Source organism: Cohaesibacter haloalkalitolerans (assembly GCF_003574655.1).
Lineage (GTDB): Bacteria > Pseudomonadota > Alphaproteobacteria > Rhizobiales > Cohaesibacteraceae > Cohaesibacter > Cohaesibacter haloalkalitolerans.
Window position 1 is genome coordinate 79,662 of the sequence record NZ_QNUM01000007.1, and the last position, 16,017, is coordinate 95,678.

Genomic DNA, 16,017 nt, shown 5'->3' on the forward strand with positions numbered 1-16,017 from the left:
GACCTACGGGGCTTTCAGTTTGATATCAGCTTTTGCTTGTGGCCCAAATGCCTGACCCGTTCACTCTGACCATATACCGACCATGACCTGTCGGTGAGTTACTTGGGGCAGGCTTCCTTGAACCTGGCGGACCGAAAATCCCCTCGCCCATGCGGGTGGAAGTGACAAGCACGAGAGGCTTATCCGGTCGTCACCATTCTTCTTATTCTTATTATGCGGGTCTCTTTTTCTCCGTCTTGAGGGGAACAACGCTGGCGCCTTGCGGCTTGGCGGTCTGTTCCGGTTTGACAACTGCGTCGGCCTTTGCCTGTTCGCGCTCATAGGCTTCGATGAACGGACGGCCATAGTAGCTGTCCATCATGATCTGCTTGAGCTCGGAGATCAGCGGGAAGCGCGGGTTGGCGCCGGTGCACTGATCATCGAAGGCAGCCACGGCGACTTCGTCGATCTTGGCAAGGAAATCTGCCTCGGCAACACCGGCGGCCTGAATGCTGGCCGGGATTTCAAGATCGGCTTTCAGTTCCTCGATCCAGGCAATCAGATTCTCGACCTTGTGCTGCGTGCGTTCACCGCCCAACCCCAGATGATGGGCAATCTCGGCATAACGGGCCCGTGCCTTGGGCCGGTCATACTGGGAGAAAGCCGTCTGCTTGGTCGGGTTGTTGGTGGCGTTGTAGCGAATGACATTGCAAATCAGCAATGCATTGGCCAAACCATGCGGCAGGTGGAAGGCCGCGCCCAACTTGTGCGCCATGGAATGGCAGACACCGAGAAAGGCGTTGGCAAAGGCGATCCCGGCAATGGTTGCGCCGCTGTGAACATGTTCGCGGGCAACCGGATCATTGGCGCCATTCTCATAGGCCGACGGCAGGTTTTCCTTGAGCAGTTTGAGAGCCATCAGAGCCTGACCATCGGAGAATTCGTTGGCCATGACCGAGACATAGGCTTCAAGGGCGTGGGTGACCGCATCAATCCCGCCGAAGGCTGTAAGAGACTTCGGCATGTTCATGACGAGGTTGGCATCCACGATCGCCATGTCGGGCGTCAGCTCATAGTCGGCCAGCGGGTATTTCTGGCCACTGACGTCATCCGTCACCACGGCAAACGGGGTGGCTTCCGAGCCGGTACCGGAGGTGGTCGGGATGGCAATCATCATTGCCTTTTCGCCCATCTTTGGGAATTTGTAGATGCGCTTGCGAATGTCCATGAAGCGCAGGGCCAGATCCTTGAAGCTGACATTCGGATGCTCATACATCACCCACATGATCTTTGCGGCATCCATCGGCGAACCGCCACCGATGGCGATGATCAGGTCGGGATTGAAGGCATGGCATTTCTCGGTGCCCTTGCGGACAATCGAGAGGGTCGGATCGGCCTCGACATCGGCAAAGATATCGACATCGATCCCCTGTCCCTTGAGCAGGCGAACAGCCTCATCAACATAACCGTTGGTGAACAGGAAGCGGTCGGTGACGATCATCGCCCGTTTCTTGCCCTTGAGGTCCTTGAAGGCCTCGGCCAGACAGCCGCGACGGAAGTAGATGGACTTCGGAACCTTGTGCCAAAGCATGTTTTCCTCGCGCTTCGCTACGATCTTCTTGTTGATGAGATGCTTCGGTCCCACGTTTTCAGAGATCGAGTTACCACCCCATGAGCCGCACCCGAGTGTGAGGGATGGCGCGACATTGAAGTTGTAGAGGTCGCCGATGCCGCCCTGCGAGGATGGCATGTTGACCAGAATGCGAGCGGTCTTCATTCTCTTGCCGAAATCTTCGACACGATCGGAACAGCGGTCCTGATCTGTATAGAGAACGGAGGTGTGCCCAATGCCACCAAGAGCGACCAGCCGGGCTGCAGTGTCGGCGGCTTCGTTGTAGTCCTTGCGGCGATAGAGGGCGATGGTTGGAGAGAGCTTTTCGTGTGCGAAAGGCTCGTCTTCGACCCCGTCCACCTCGGCCATCAGGACCTTGGTTTCGGGGGACACACTGAAGCCTGCCAGTTCGGCAATTCTGGCGGCAGACTGGCCGACGATCTCGCTGTTGAGGCGACCATCCGGGAAGACGGTCTTGCGCAGTGCGTCGGTCTGTTTTGGCGACAGGATACAGCCGCCATATTTGGAAAAACGTTCAAGAACCGCATCGTAGACGGCATCGACGATTACCACTGCCTGTTCGGAGGCGCAGATCATGCCGTTGTCAAAGGTCTTGGACATCAGGATCGAAGAGACGGCGCGCTTGATGTCAGCATGCTCGTCAATCACAACGGGGGCATTGCCCGCACCGACGCCGATGGCTGGCTTGCCGGACGAATACGCGGCCTTGACCATGCCCGGACCACCGGTGGCCAGGATGAGATTGATGGCGGGATGGCGCATCAGGGCGTTGGACAGCTCAAGGGTCGGTTCATCGATCCAGCCGATGATGTCCTGGGGGGCGCCCGCAGCAACAGCGGCTTCCAGAACCAGTCGGGCAGCCTCGCATGTCGCCTTCTTGGCGCGCGGATGCGGGCTGAAAATGATGCCATTGCGGGTCTTGAGAGAAATCAGGGCCTTGAAGATGGCCGTAGAGGTCGGGTTGGTCGTCGGCACGATGCCGCAAATGACGCCAACGGGTTCGGCAATGGTGATCGTGCCGCCCAGTTCGTCCTCTTCAAGGATACCGCAAGTCTTGGTGTCCTTGTATTTGTTGTAGATATATTCGGAGGCAAAGTGGTTCTTGATCACCTTGTCTTCAACGACGCCCATGCCGGTTTCCTCGGCAGCCATCATCGCGAGCGGAATGCGCGCATTGGCGGCAGCGAAAGCGGCCTGACGGAAAATACGGTCGACTTGTTCCTGGGAGAAGCTTGCGAACTTCAATTGCGCGGCCTTGACGCGGGCAATCTGGCGATCAAGCTCTTCGGCATTGGTAACAGACATTTTGTTACTCCGTTTTCAAGGCGCACAAACCCGTTCCGAGGCTTCAGGGCTCCCGGTGAAGGACGAACGCCAAAAGATGATTTTCGCGTGCCCTTACGGGTGCCACGCGCCCTGCTCCGGCGAGAAGGTCCTGAATGCCACACAGGTCTTCCTTCGGCTGTCGGGTTCTCTTCGTTACCCTTTGCGTTTAACGATCCAGACCGCCTTGACAGTGATGCCAGTCTAGCGCGTTCCTGCACCTGACGAATTAAGGAGGTCTACGTAAGAGCTCATTTTGGACAGCGAGGGCGCAGTAACACCACTCATGGGGCATGAATAATATGTGCAATTCCAATAAGTAAACAAATTTTTCCTAATTTCAAAAATCTGTGACTCATTTTCCCAATCAGTTAATTTCCTGAATTTTCCTGCATTTACCTAGTCCAAACTTATTTGAACGCATATCTAATATGCATTTTTCGCATACATAATAGACGAAATCGAAGCTGTTTGGCGCTCTAACCTTTCAAATAGTCCACCTCCGCCACAATAGGCGGCAAATGGGAACGGCGCTGGCGCAAAATGGCAAGGTGCTTCGGGCGCCCCGGTAAAAGGGTGAAGCAATTGTCCGAGTAGAGTCGATCGCCACCATGATGATAGGTGACGAAAAAGGCTGGCTTGTCCGTCCTCAGCTCGATCTCCGTGTCGCCATTTGCAGTCGCCCGCTCGGTCGCCTCAATGACCGGCGTTGCAAGCCGATAGTCCTTGGGCCGCTTGGGCCAATAGTCATTCTCGCCAGTGATGGCCCCGTTGGCGCTGCGCCAGGAGAAATGCAGGATCGCGTCCGCACCGATTTCCTCCAGTGTCAGACTGGCCAGTTCGACAGAGCGGTCCGTTGGCACATCGATGGCAAATTCGCCCAGCGAGCGGATGGCACCGGACATTCCAACCGCTTCAAGGCGGACGGTCAAACCGACCGGCTCCGGCGTGTCATTGACTGCGTGAATGATCACCTGTCCCTCATCCGGCTCAGGCTGGGCGGAGACAAGGACCGAAGCATTGAAACGCCGGGCAAGATAGTGGACCAGCTTCCAACCGCCGCCATATTCAAGGCTCGACCAGCTCGCCACCGGCCATGTGTCATTGAGCTGCCAATAGAGCGTTCCCATGGTGCGTGGCTTGTTGGTCCGCCAGAATTCGATGGCAGTTTTCATTGCCAGCCCCTGGCCGATCTGGCTGAGATAGACCATCTCCGCGAAGCTGTCGGGAAAACGGAAATAGCGGGCGATGGTTTCTACAATGCGGCTGTTTCCGCCCTCATTGCGCTGATGCACATCCATGACCGGCGACGATACATTGCGGTCCTCCGGTTCGGTGAAACTCTCGATCACGCGCATCGAGGGGAAGGACTGGAAGCCGAATTCGGAGCAGAAGCGCGGTCGTACTGTCCGATAGTGCTCGAAGTCCTTGGCCGAGTGCCAGACATCCCAGAAATGCATGTCGCCAGCGGTGTCATCGTGCCAGCCATCGCCGAAGTTGAACGGCCCGACCGATGGTGAGGATGGCCAGAACGGAATGCCCGGCGCTTCTTCCAATAGGCACTCCTCAAGCACAAAATTGAGGCGTTCATACATGGCAAGATAGCGATCTCGATCCTTCTTGCTTTCCTCGAACCAGCTGATGGCACCGACCAGTTCGTTGTCGCCACACCACAGCGTCATGCAGGGATAGCCAGACAGTCGCCGAACCTGTTGCCGGGCTTCCCGACGCACCAGATCGAGCCAGTGGTGATCGGCGGCAGGGTAGAGATTGCAGGCGAACATGAAGTCGTGCCAGACCATCAGTCCCAGTTCCGAGCACAGCTCGTAGAACCAGTCTTCCTCATACTGGCCGCCGCCCCAGACACGGATCATGTTCATGTTGGCCTCTACAGCCGAGGTCAGCAGATCGCGCACCGCTTCAGGCGTGGCGCGGGCAGGCATGGCATCGGCAGGGATCCAGTTGGCGCCGCGCGCAAAGATCTCGCGTCCGTTGATGCGGAAGGCAAAGCGCGCACCGATGGTGTCCCTGTCCGTGACAAGCTCGACCTCCCTGAGCCCCACCCGCCGACTGATGCTCTGGCCATCGATCATCACCGTCAGATCATAAAGGGGCTGATCGCCATGCCCCCTCGGCCACCAGAGGCGTGGCTCGGCCACCTCGATTTGCAGCGCGGCCGAGCCCTTTCCGGGCCAGACGGTAACAAGATCGGAAATCACACGGCCATCGAAATTGGCAGCCAGTGTCAGCTCTGCCGGCTCGAAGGCCTCATAATGGATGGTCAGATCGACAAACACCCGCCCTTCTTCATGGCGCTGGCGCACAAGCAGATCGTCAAGGCGCAGCTTGTTGATCCGCCTCAGCGAGACACCGCCATAGATGCCCAGCGGCGAGAGCGCGACATTCCAGTCCCAGCCCGCATGACACTGGGCCTTGCGCAGGAAATTGTAATGTGGCAGACGGCAATTCCAGAAGATATAAGGCACCGCAAAAGGGAAGGCCTTGCTGGCGGAAAGAGCAGCCCTGCTATTGGAGAGAAAGCGGACAACGAGGCGGTTCTCGCCCTTCTTCAACGCCGCACCCAACGGAAAGTCATAGCGCAGAAACTGGCTTTCGCAGCGACCGATTTCCACCTCGTTGAGCGAGACGATGGCATGGCAGTCGACATGGGTGAAGGTCAGCACGTGCGGATCAGCCGCGTCGCCATCAAAGGTGAACCGGGTTTCGGCGCACCATTCATTCTCGTGAATCCAGTCAAGGCTGGTTTCCGTGTCACGCCAATAGGGATCGGCAATGATCTCCTCGGCCAGAAGTGCCGAGTGCAGGTCGCCGGGAATCGGGAAGGGAACACTCACCTTGCCGTCTGGTGCGCTGGCAACAGAACTGATGGCCCACCCCTCATTGAGAGGTTGCTCGGTGGTAAGCGGGGAGACTTGCGTTATCATCGGGCTTCCTTCTTGCTGGATTCCGGTCATCTTCCTGATTTGACGGCCGCTTGCGAGACTCGCTCGCTTGCGCGGACTTTCAGCCAGAATAGGACGGAAACAGCCGATTGGCCACCTCGCTCGGATGACACTCGACAAAAGAAGAAAGCAGCAAAATCGCGCCTGAAGCACCCGTCACAGACTCAGCCGGATGGGTTTCAAGGCTCGATCGGGAAGAAAAGAGAAGGTGGATCGGAAGCGGACCAGCCTGAAGCCGGTCAAGGCTCTTGGGGCGAGCCTGTGCCCTGAGCGGGCTTTCCTGATATCGTGATCCGTAATCGGGCGTCAGATCGTCAGCCCAGTTGGCTGATCGTGCCGCGATGCCTTCTGTCCGATCCAGATGACCGGGCAGTCTCGTTTGGGTGCGCTCGTGAAAGCGCCAGAGCTTACTGGTTGAAGCTGTCACGCAGACCGAGAATGAGCAGGTCCTGTTCGTTTGGCTGACGACCGTTCTGTACGTCGTTGCTGATGCGAGCTGCTGCTGGAAGAGACATGAACACGCTACCTACTGCGCCTGCTACACCTTTGATGCTGTCAAACATGATTTTGATCCTCTCTTTGTTTGGGTAAGCATTTTAACTGAGACCAGAATAGTCCCAAACCAGCCAAGCAAAAAGAGCTTATCTAAAACTGCTGCATTGCATTAAATGCATAACAAACAAAAAGGCGTTGTTGTTCAACGCCTTTTGTCTCATTTCAGTTTAGAACAGCAATAAGCTTATCACCGTTCGACGAAGTCCGGTGCATTTGAAACCTTGAGTGGCGGCAGGGGCTTTGTCCATGGCTCAACGAAAACCAGCGCCGTGTGGCCGATGTTACCCTGCGCCAGCGAGGACGTACCCTTGTCGATGGTCAGGGCATTCGGGTTGCCATGGATATCCATGCGCATGCCGTCAACCTCGGCTGCATCGAACCAGGCCCCCGTTTGCAGGGCGATGCAATCCCGACGCAGGTCACCATCAAACGCGACCCCGGCCAGCGTGGCGCCGCGACTGTTGAACAGTCGGACGATGGACCCTTCGGCAATGCCCCGTTCGGCGGCACTGTCGGGGTGGAGGCGACAGACCTCCCTGCCCTCGATCTTGCTGCCCAGGGATTCCGAGCCCTGATCATTCTGGCTGTGCAGGCGCGTGTCCGACTGGGCCGAGATCATGTGTAGCGCGCCTTGCGGCGCATCCAGCGTGCTTTCGACCGGCTGCAGCCAAGCCGGATGCCCCGGACAGTCATCAAGACCGAAGGCGGCGATTTTCTCATTGAAAAGCGTGATCCTGCCACTCTCGGTGCCAAGGGGATGAGCCACCGGGTCGGCGACGAAGTCGGCTAGCGCAATGCGGGTTTCCACGTCCCGGTCCAGATTGAACCGACCCAGCTGGCGGAAGCTGTCGAAATCGGGCAGTTCCATGCCCTGCCCGGCAACGAGAGTTGCGGACTGGTCCCAGAGCCAGCGGAGCCAGTCTTCCTGCGACCGGCCTTCGGTAAAGGCCTCTTCCAGCCCCATCTTGGCGGCGATCAGCTTGAGGATTTCATGATCGTCCTTTGCCTCGCCCACCGGGGCATGTACCGGCGACATATAGATGAGGGTCGGTTCTGTCTTGCTTAGCATGATGTCAGTGCGTTCAAGCGGCGTGGTCGCCGGCAAAACGATATCGGCGCGGCGAGCGGTTGCCGTCCAGCCCTGTTCGAACACCACCACGGTTTCCGGCTTCTGCCAGCCTTTCTCGAGCCGCAAAAGGTCCTGATGGTGATGGTAGGGGTTGCCCCCTGACCACAGCACCATGCGGATATCGGGATAGGTGCGCGTCGTGCCGTTGTAGGCATAGCGCTCGCCGGGATGCAGCAGCATGTCGGTGACGCGAGCGACGGGGATGAAATCGTCAACCGCATTCCTGCCCTGCGGGATCGAGGGCCAATAGACATTCTTGGTCGAGCGCCCGATGGATGCAACACAGCCATAGCCAAAGCCATAGCCCGTGCCCGGCTTGCCGATCTGCCCGAGCATGGAGGCAAGCGCCAGACCCGCCCATATCGGCTGTTCGCCATGGTCGGTACGCTGCACGCCCCAGGCAACGTTGATCATGGTGTGACTGGAGGCCATGTCCCGCGCCAACTGGCGGATAGCCTCGGCATCAACGTCACAGATGGGGGCAGCCCAGTCCGCGCTCCGCGCCTGCCCGTCGCTCTCGCCGAGCAGATAGGCGCACAGTTTTGGCCAGCCGGAGGTATAGCGTGTCAGGAAGGCTTCATCATGCAGCCCTTCAACGAGCAGCGTATGGCAAAGCGCCAGCATCAGCGCCGCGTCAGTTCCCGGGCGGATGGAAACCCACTCGGCATTCGGCATGTCGCTTTTCTGCGGCGAGACATTGATCATCCGGCCCTTCATCTGCCTGAGCCAGTTTTCGGTGTGGTGTTTGGCGGTGCCGGAAGAGGCAACCTGTGCCGGACGACCGGAAATGCCACCGAAGGCAACCAGCAGGGTGCAATGTTCGGTGATATGCTCCCAACTGGTCATCTGATCCTGAAAATCCCCCTGCGGCATGCCCAGAATATGGGGGATGAGCACTTCGCCCGCCGCATGGGAATAGGTTTCCCGTGCCCGCACGAAGCCGCCCGCCAGATTGAGGAAGCGCTTGAGCTGGCTCTGGGCATGATGGAAACGCCCGGCACTGGCCCAGCCGTAGGAGCCGCCATAGATGGCACCATTTCCATGCTCCTTACAGATCCGGGTCAGCTCTTCTGCAACGCGGGTTGCCGCCTCGTCCCAACTGACTTCGACAAACACGTCATCCAGACGATTCTTGCCACCGTCGCCTTCCAGCCAGCCCTTGCGGATGGCGGGGCGCAGAATGCGGCTGTCGAGGTTGCGCGACGCACTCAGCCAACCTTTGCCGATACGCGACGGGGCCGGATCGTCGCCAACGGGCTTGAGATCATTGTCATGGATTTCATAGGTACCCCAGTGCGCGGCGGTGTATTTCATGGCGGCTTGTCCTTGGCGGCAGGATGGAATTCAGGGATCGACGGACTGTCTCACCACCGCTAGCATTTTGGAGCATTGCTGTGCAAGAGATTGGATTACTTCGCGAAACACCCTATATGTTAGAAATTAGATAAAAACCCGTATGAGGGGAGCAGACCGGATCGCCATGGTTGAACCAATCAGGATACCCACACGCGCCTTTTCCTTTGACAACAGCTTTGCGCGTTCGCTTGAAGGCTTCTATGTGACCTGGCAGGGCGCCGAGGCGCCACAGCCACGGATTGTCCTGTTCAATGATGCGCTGGCCGACAAGCTCGGGCTGTCACTGGACACGCAAGATGTGGTGTTGGCTGAGATTCTTGCGGGCAGCCGGGTGGCGGAAGGCTCGGAGCCGATCGCCATGGCCTATGCGGGCCACCAGTTCGGCGGCTTCTCCCCACAGCTTGGTGACGGACGGGCGCTGCTGCTTGGCGAGGTGCTCGACAAGGACGGCAACCGCTTCGACATCCACCTCAAGGGATCGGGGCCGACACCCTTCTCGCGCGGAGGCGACGGCAAGGCGGTGCTCGGCCCGGTGCTGAGGGAATATATCATGGGCGAAGCGATGCATGCGCTCGGCATTCCGACCACCCGGGCGCTGGCGGCAGTGACAACCGGTGAGCAGATCCGGCGACAGGGGCTGAAACCCGGCGCCGTGCTTGCAAGGGTGGCCTCCAGCCATATCCGCGTCGGAACTTTCCAGTTTTTTGCCGCCCGTGGAGCTTGGGACAGCCTGACAAAACTGGCCGACTATACCATTACCCGTCACTACCCCGATTTGATGGACAAGGAAAACCGCTATCTGGCCTTCTTTCAGGCCGTTGCAGACCGTCAGGCCAGATTGATCGCCCAGTGGATGCAGGTGGGCTTCATCCATGGCGTGATGAACACCGACAACATGGCCATTTCCGGCGAGACCATCGATTACGGCCCCTGTGCCTTCATGGATCAGTATGATCCGCAGACCGTCTTCAGTTCGATTGATCGGCAGGGACGCTATGCCTATGCCAATCAGCCGCAGGCGGGGCAGTGGAACCTGGCCCGGTTTGCCGAAACACTGGTGCCACTGATTGCGCCCGATGATCATAACCGGGCAGCCGAGATGCTGACCGATGCCCTTTCCGACTATATGGCCACCTACAAGCAGGCATGGCTGTCCGGTATGGGCAGGAAAATCGGGCTGTTTGCGGCGAGTGGCAGGGATACGGCGCTGATCCAGATCCTGCTTGGCACATTGCAGGGTGAGAAGGTCGATTTCACCCAGTTCTTCCGCCGCCTTGGTAACAGCCTCTCGGGCGAGGAAGGCAAGGCCGGCCTGCTGGCGTTGTTTGAGGATCCGGAGTCCATCGCCAGCTGGCTTGCGGAATGGCATACCCGTCTTGCTGACGAGACACGCCCCTTGGAAACCATCGCGCGCGACATGGCACAGGTGAACCCGCTCTATATTCCACGCAACCACATGGTCGAGCAGGCCTTGCAGGAAGCCGAGGACTTTGGCGACTTCAGAGCGGTGCGGCGTTTGCTTGAGGTGGTGTCACACCCATATGACGAGCGGGAAGGGCTGGAAGCATTCGCCCGCCCTGCCCCGAGCGATTTCGGGCCGTTTGTCACCTATTGCGGCACCTAGCCGGGACCGATTACGACAGCGGTCCTTCGAAGATGCGGCGGCGTGCGTTGCGGATATGCTCCTGCATGCGCATTCTGGCGGCATCCATGTCGCGGGCGCGGATGGCGTTGAAAATCCGGTGATGCTCTTCCTGCACGATGACGCGGCGGGCCTGCTTGCTGCGGGAAGAGAGATTGCGGGAAATGTCCATTGCCTGCAGGGAAACCTCTGTGAGGGCCTGAAAGGAGCTGACGAAAAAGTGGTTGTCGGCCGCTTCGCAGATCGCCAGATGGAAGCGATAGTCCTCTCCGGTTCCCATGTCTCCTGTCTCGATGGCATCATCCATGCGCTTGAGCTCGATGGCCATTCGGTCGAGGTGATCGACACCAGCCCGCTCGGCGGCAAAATAGGCAGCCTCACCTTCCAGCATGATTCGATATTCATACGACCGCTGGATATCGGCAATGGACTCGATGGGCGCAAATTGCAGAAAGCTGTCATCAGGGCGCTTGAGCACAAAGCTGCCCGAACCACGCCGAGAAGCGACAAGCCCGCTTTCCCTCAACCGTGCGATGGCAGCACGCACCGTGGGCCGGGAGGCACCAAGGTCCTCGGCCAGTTCCGCTTCGGTCGGCAGCTTGCTGTTCTCTGGGTAGACACCGGTCACGATCCGGCTCAGCAGCGCCTCATATACTGCGTCTGCAAGACTGGGAGCTTTGGGTGTGGTGCTGCTGATGTTCGTCACGGATATCTTACCATTTTTCGTTGGCCGACTTCATGAGCTGTGCGTATTGGCCATGCGTACGCACCATGGGTGCGGGCCATTTTAGCCAGCGCCGGAGAGGCTCTGGATGACCCGCATGGAATGTCAGTGTGTTTGAATCGGATGATGTTTCGATTTCTTGGCGGACGGTAGCACCTATTTTGCGACGGATCAATCTTGTGCCCTCATACACAATTATGCCAATCATGCATTCAAAATCTCCAATTGATGAGCTTCAGATCATGACATCGATGAAATCTTTGAGCTTCCAAATTCCGTTAAGGGCTACTACCTAAGAGGACAAGACAAGACGGGATACCGCCCCGAACCGCAACCGGCATCGCCAAACAGACAATGCCTACCAGGTGCGACAGGGCCAGGGGTCCACCGTCTGACCAGTAGTATCCACCCAAGGACCGGGAGCGCAGTGCTACCCGGGATGGAGAAAAGAAATGTCGATCAGACCAGTTCTTTCTACCACCCATGCCCAGGAAACCATGGAAGGGGCCGGTGTCCGTTTGCACCGTGCCTTCGGATTCCATGATCCCAAAATGTGCGACCCCTTCCTGCTGTTCGATGACTTCCGTGGCGACCGTCCGGATGACTATATTCGCGGCTTCCCATGGCATCCGCATCGGGGCATCGAGACCATCACCTATGTTCTCAACGGAACGGTTGAGCATGGCGACAGTCTGGGCAACCACGGCAGCCTTGGTGCAGGCGATATCCAGTGGATGACCGCCGGGTCGGGCATCATGCATCAGGAAATGCCCAAGGGCAACGAGAGGGGCCAGATGCATGGCTTCCAGCTCTGGGCCAACCTGCCCGCCAGCATGAAAATGACCGCGCCGCGCTATCAGGATGTTGAAGCCAAGGAAATCCCGCAGGTGATCGATGATGACGGCACCTCCGTCAAGATCGTCGTCGGCGAATTCTGGGGCAAGAAAGGCCCGGTGGACGGCATCGCCGCCGACCCGCTCTATCTCGACATCTTCGTGCCGGCAGGCGTACGCAAGCGCTTCAAGATCGACACCTACCGCAACGCCTTTGCCTATGTCTTTGAAGGCGCTGGCAAGTTCGACAATTCCTCCAAGCCGCGCGGCATCCTTCTGGAGAAGGAAGTCTTGGGTGAAGAGGTCAATATACGTGACATGTCGGGCAACCGGACACTGATCAACTTTGGCACAGGCGACGAGGTTGAAGTCATCGCCGGACCCAAGGGAGTCCGCTTCCTGCTGGTCTCGGGCGCTCCGCTTCAGGAGCCCGTCGCCTGGCACGGCCCGATCGTGATGAACACGAAAGAAGAAATCCATCAGGCCATCCGCGAATTGCGCAATGGCACCTTTATCAAACCAGCCCACTAAACAACCGGGCTGGAAAACAACCAAACCAACTCCAAACCAACTCAAGGCAGAGATTTTCAAATGGCAAAAGTACTCGTTCTTTACTACTCCTCTTATGGTCACATCGAAACCATGGCCAAGGCCGTCGCTGAGGGCGCTGCGGCTGAAGGCGCAGAGGTCACCATCAAGCGCGTTCCGGAGCTGGTTCCGGATGAGGTTGCCAAGGCTTCCTACTTCAAGATGGATCAGGAAGCTCCAATCGCTTCTCCGAACGAGCTTGACCAGTATGACGCCATCATCGTTGGCTCTGGCACCCGCTTCGGCTCCATTGCCTCCCAGATGCGCAACTTCTGGGACCAGACAGGTGGTCTGTGGGCTGCTGGCAAGCTGACTGGCAAGGTTGGCTCGATCTTCACCTCCTCGGCAACTCAGCACGGCGGTCAGGAATCCACCCTTCTCGGCTTCGTCCCAACCCTCATGCACCACGGCATGGTCGTTGTTGGCCTGCCTTACACCTTCCAGGGTCAGATGGGCCTTGACGAAATCAAGGGTGGCTCTCCTTATGGTGCAACCACCCTCACCGATGGCGACGGCTCCCGTCAGCCTTCCGCTGTTGAGCTGGAAGGTGCCCGTTTCCAAGGTGCGCATGTTGCCAAGATTGCAGCAAAGCTGACGGCCTGATCTGACGGAAACGTCAGACGAATACGCATAATAAAAAGAACAACAATGAAAAAGCCGGTCTGGAGAAAAACCAGCCTTCAGACCGGTTTATCCGCAAACTGAACAAGAAGGAAGGAAACACTATGGGACTGCTCGTCGACGGCAAATGGCATGATCAATGGTATGACACCAAATCAACCGGCGGGCGTTTTGTACGCAAGGATGCAGCCTTCCGCAACTGGATTACCGCCGACGGTTCTGCGGGCCCGACCGGCTCAGGTGGCTTCAAGGCCGAAACCGGGCGCTATCATCTCTATGTTTCTTTCGCATGCCCATGGGCACACCGCACCCTTATCTTTCGCGCTCTCAAGGGGCTTACCGACAAGATCTCCGTATCTGTGGTCAACAGCTTCATGGGAGAGCATGGCTGGACCTTCGAGGAAGCAGACGGCGTCATCCCCGACCCCTTCTTCGGAGCGTCCTACCTGCACGAGATCTACACCCGCGCAGACCCGACCTATACCGGCCGCGTGACGGTTCCAGTGTTGTGGGACACCAAGACCGGAACGATCGTCTCCAACGAGTCGTCGGAAATCATCCGCATGCTGAATTCCGCCTTTGATGGCATCGGAGCACGGCCCGGGAACTATTGGCCCGAGGCGCACCGCGCCGAAATCGAAGCCCTCAACGAGCGCATCTATCACACGGTCAACAACGGGGTCTACAAGGCAGGCTTTGCCACGACCCAGGCGGCCTATGAAGAAGCAGTCGTGCCGCTGTTTGAAACGCTGGACTGGCTCGAAGAACGCCTGTCAAAATCACGGTTCCTCCTGGACTATGGTCAGACCGAAGCCGACTGGCGCCTGTTCACGACCCTTGTCCGCTTCGACTCGGTCTACTACAGCCATTTCAAATGCAATCTGCGGTCGATCGAGTCCTATCCGAACCTGTCGAACTATCTCCGCGATCTCTACCAGCAGCCGGGCGTTGCCGCGACCGTGCGCATGGGTCACATCAAGAACCACTATTACGCCAGCCACGACATGATCAACCCAACCCGCATTGTACCGATGGGGCCGAATATCGATTATGCCCGCCCGCACAACAGAGCACAGCTTAAGGCAGCCTGAAGAAGAAGGGTGACGGAAGCAGACCGACTGGGGCAAAAGCCTCTTTCATGAAGAAACAAAGGCAAGGATGGTCCGCACCCTTGCCTTTCCATTTGACTTCTCATTTTGCTTCGTGCTCAAGCCCCCCCCGTCCGGTTAGAACGGATGGGGTGCACAGGAGTTTCGCCGGATCAGCTCGCAACGGATGAGGCTGACGAAGCTCGCCTCGCTTTCACCCTGCACGATCTCCGACACGGCACGGCGCCCCATTTCATAATAGGGCAGACGCACGGTTGTCAGTTGCGGCCGGACATGCTCGGAGATGGTCTTGAAATCGTCGAATCCGATGATGGAAAGATCATCGGGTATGCGCAATCCAAGATCCAGAGCCGCATTCATCACCATCATCGCAACGCGATCATTGCCGCAAATAATGGCGCTTGGCCTTTCGGGGGCGGATAGAACTTCCTTCGCCTTGTCATAGGCGATGTAGGTTTCCCCCACATCGAAATACCCCGAGACACCCAAGTGGCACATATCGGAACTCAAGGACAGGCCCTGTTTGGCCATGGCCTTTGAAATCCCCTTCAGCCGCAGCGAGGTTGCCGGATCCTCGTGCGGCAGGGATATGACTGCGATCTTCCTGTGCCCAAGTTCAAGCAGATGTGAGGCCTGCAAGAAGCCCCCTTCTTCATCGTCGGGCAGAATGATCTTGCCTCTGGCATTGACTGGAGTGCAGTTCATATAGACCACACTTTCCTGCCCTAATGCATCAGAATGGTTGATATATTGCCGGTATCGAGACGCATAGATATATCCCGCCGCCTTGTAGGCACGAAACATTCGGCAAATGCCGACCAGATTCTGCGTATCGGTTTCAAGAGAACCAACAAGAAGAATCCGCCCATGTTCAAGGGCTTCAGCTTGCGCACCACGCAACAACTCCACCGAATAGGGCGACGTTGCCACATGATCTGCTATGAAACCGATAAACGCGAATTGCTCCAGATTGCTGGTTCTGGTCGCATATTTTTGCAGGTAGCCGGTTCGTTCGGCGACCTCGTATATACGCTTTGCCGTCTCTTCACTCGAACACCGCTTGCCACGCAATGTAAGAGACACAGTTTTATTAGAAACGCCAACTTCTCTAGCAATATCTGCTAGTGTTGCCATTGCCCACCCCACGGAAATATTAAGAACGCTCTATTGTACTGACCCCAAATACAGACAAAAGAGCGTGGTCATCTTTTCAGCATATCTGATATGATCACCCGAATATCTCAATGAAAAAAACGGGAGGGTATAAGCAGATACGCTGACCCCAGACAAGAATCAACGCGCAATGGTTGAACCATTCATTTATTGTCAAAATTATGCTGTGTTTGCAAATAAAAATTTTGCAAAGCCATTGTTTTTAAATCAGATATATTGATACGGTCTCGGATCTCCCCCTCGAACCGCTCAAATTATTAGCACACCCCGAACCGCCCCCCCAAAAATTCACAATCGCGTTATTTGAATTCCTGATAGATTTATTATTCCTCCATATTTACACATCTCAAGATGTAACCACAGACATCAACACGCGCAAAATACAACGG

General features: G+C 57.2%; 10 protein-coding genes. 4 read left to right on the top strand and 6 right to left on the bottom strand.

All coding sequences use genetic code 11. The annotated features are described in order from the left end of the window. Positions 1–211: 211 nt before the first annotated feature. The 4 genes from adhE to DSL70_RS17485 all read right to left on the bottom strand — a co-directional run bounded on the left by adhE (position 212) and on the right by DSL70_RS17485 (position 8,896). Positions 212–2,917 carry a bifunctional acetaldehyde-CoA/alcohol dehydrogenase gene (gene adhE / locus DSL70_RS17475; RefSeq protein ID WP_119309258.1) on the bottom strand — a complete coding sequence of 902 codons (2,706 nt, stop codon included), beginning with the start codon at positions 2,915–2,917 and terminating at the stop codon, positions 212–214. Between the two features lie 497 nt (positions 2,918–3,414). Then, positions 3,415–5,880 carry a beta-mannosidase gene (locus DSL70_RS17480; protein WP_162916858.1) on the bottom strand — a complete coding sequence of 822 codons (2,466 nt, stop codon included), beginning with the start codon at positions 5,878–5,880 and terminating at the stop codon, positions 3,415–3,417. A 79-nt stretch (positions 5,881–5,959) separates the two neighbouring features. Further along, positions 5,960–6,325, bottom strand: a complete 366-nt coding sequence (locus DSL70_RS22315; RefSeq protein ID WP_162916860.1) for a hypothetical protein — start codon at positions 6,323–6,325, stop codon at positions 5,960–5,962. A 315-nt stretch (positions 6,326–6,640) separates the two neighbouring features. After that, positions 6,641–8,896 (bottom strand): molybdopterin-dependent oxidoreductase, encoded by a 2,256-nt coding sequence (locus DSL70_RS17485; RefSeq protein ID WP_119309260.1) that lies wholly within the window; start codon positions 8,894–8,896, stop codon positions 6,641–6,643. A 166-nt stretch (positions 8,897–9,062) separates the two neighbouring features. Here DSL70_RS17485 and DSL70_RS17490 point away from each other — a divergent pair, with 166 nt between their 5' ends. Then, complete coding sequence (locus DSL70_RS17490; RefSeq protein WP_119309261.1) at positions 9,063–10,562, top strand: protein adenylyltransferase SelO; 1,500 nt, start codon at positions 9,063–9,065, stop codon at positions 10,560–10,562. Between the two features lie 10 nt (positions 10,563–10,572). Here the strand turns inward: DSL70_RS17490 and DSL70_RS17495 are convergent, their stop codons facing one another. Then, complete coding sequence (locus DSL70_RS17495; RefSeq protein ID WP_205563319.1) at positions 10,573–11,286, bottom strand: FadR/GntR family transcriptional regulator; 714 nt, start codon at positions 11,284–11,286, stop codon at positions 10,573–10,575. 470 nt (positions 11,287–11,756) lie between these two features. Here DSL70_RS17495 and DSL70_RS17500 point away from each other — a divergent pair, with 470 nt between their 5' ends. The 3 genes from DSL70_RS17500 (at position 11,757) to DSL70_RS17510 (ending at position 14,437) form a co-directional block, all read left to right on the top strand. Next, positions 11,757–12,668, top strand: coding sequence for a pirin family protein (locus DSL70_RS17500; protein WP_119309262.1), 912 nt, complete (start codon positions 11,757–11,759; stop codon positions 12,666–12,668). A gap of 60 nt (positions 12,669–12,728) precedes the next feature. Beyond that, positions 12,729–13,328 (top strand): NAD(P)H:quinone oxidoreductase, encoded by a 600-nt coding sequence (gene wrbA, locus DSL70_RS17505; RefSeq protein ID WP_119309263.1) that lies wholly within the window; start codon positions 12,729–12,731, stop codon positions 13,326–13,328. Between the two features lie 122 nt (positions 13,329–13,450). Continuing rightward, positions 13,451–14,437 carry a glutathione S-transferase family protein gene (locus DSL70_RS17510; RefSeq protein ID WP_119309264.1) on the top strand — a complete coding sequence of 329 codons (987 nt, stop codon included), beginning with the start codon at positions 13,451–13,453 and terminating at the stop codon, positions 14,435–14,437. A gap of 135 nt (positions 14,438–14,572) precedes the next feature. On the opposite strand, the gene DSL70_RS17515 is transcribed toward DSL70_RS17510, so the two are convergent. Then, entirely contained in the window at positions 14,573–15,589 is a 1,017-nt protein-coding gene (locus DSL70_RS17515) for a LacI family DNA-binding transcriptional regulator (protein WP_119309265.1), read from the bottom strand. Positions 15,590–16,017: the final 428 nt, after the last annotated feature.

Excerpts from the sequence above, each read along its gene's own strand:
- DSL70_RS17480 (WP_162916858.1), bottom strand. The coding sequence starts at position 5,880 with ATGATAACGCAAGTCTCCCCGCTTACCACCGAGCAACCTCTCAATGAG.
- adhE (WP_119309258.1), bottom strand. The coding sequence starts at position 2,917 with ATGTCTGTTACCAATGCCGAAGAGCTTGATCGCCAGATTGCCCGCGTC.
- DSL70_RS17515 (WP_119309265.1), bottom strand. The coding sequence starts at position 15,589 with ATGGCAACACTAGCAGATATTGCTAGAGAAGTTGGCGTTTCTAATAAA.
- DSL70_RS17485 (WP_119309260.1), bottom strand. The coding sequence starts at position 8,896 with ATGAAATACACCGCCGCGCACTGGGGTACCTATGAAATCCATGACAAT.
- DSL70_RS17490 (WP_119309261.1), top strand. The coding sequence starts at position 9,063 with ATGGTTGAACCAATCAGGATACCCACACGCGCCTTTTCCTTTGACAAC.
- DSL70_RS17500 (WP_119309262.1), top strand. The coding sequence starts at position 11,757 with ATGTCGATCAGACCAGTTCTTTCTACCACCCATGCCCAGGAAACCATG.
- wrbA (WP_119309263.1), top strand. The coding sequence starts at position 12,729 with ATGGCAAAAGTACTCGTTCTTTACTACTCCTCTTATGGTCACATCGAA.
- DSL70_RS17510 (WP_119309264.1), top strand. The coding sequence starts at position 13,451 with ATGGGACTGCTCGTCGACGGCAAATGGCATGATCAATGGTATGACACC.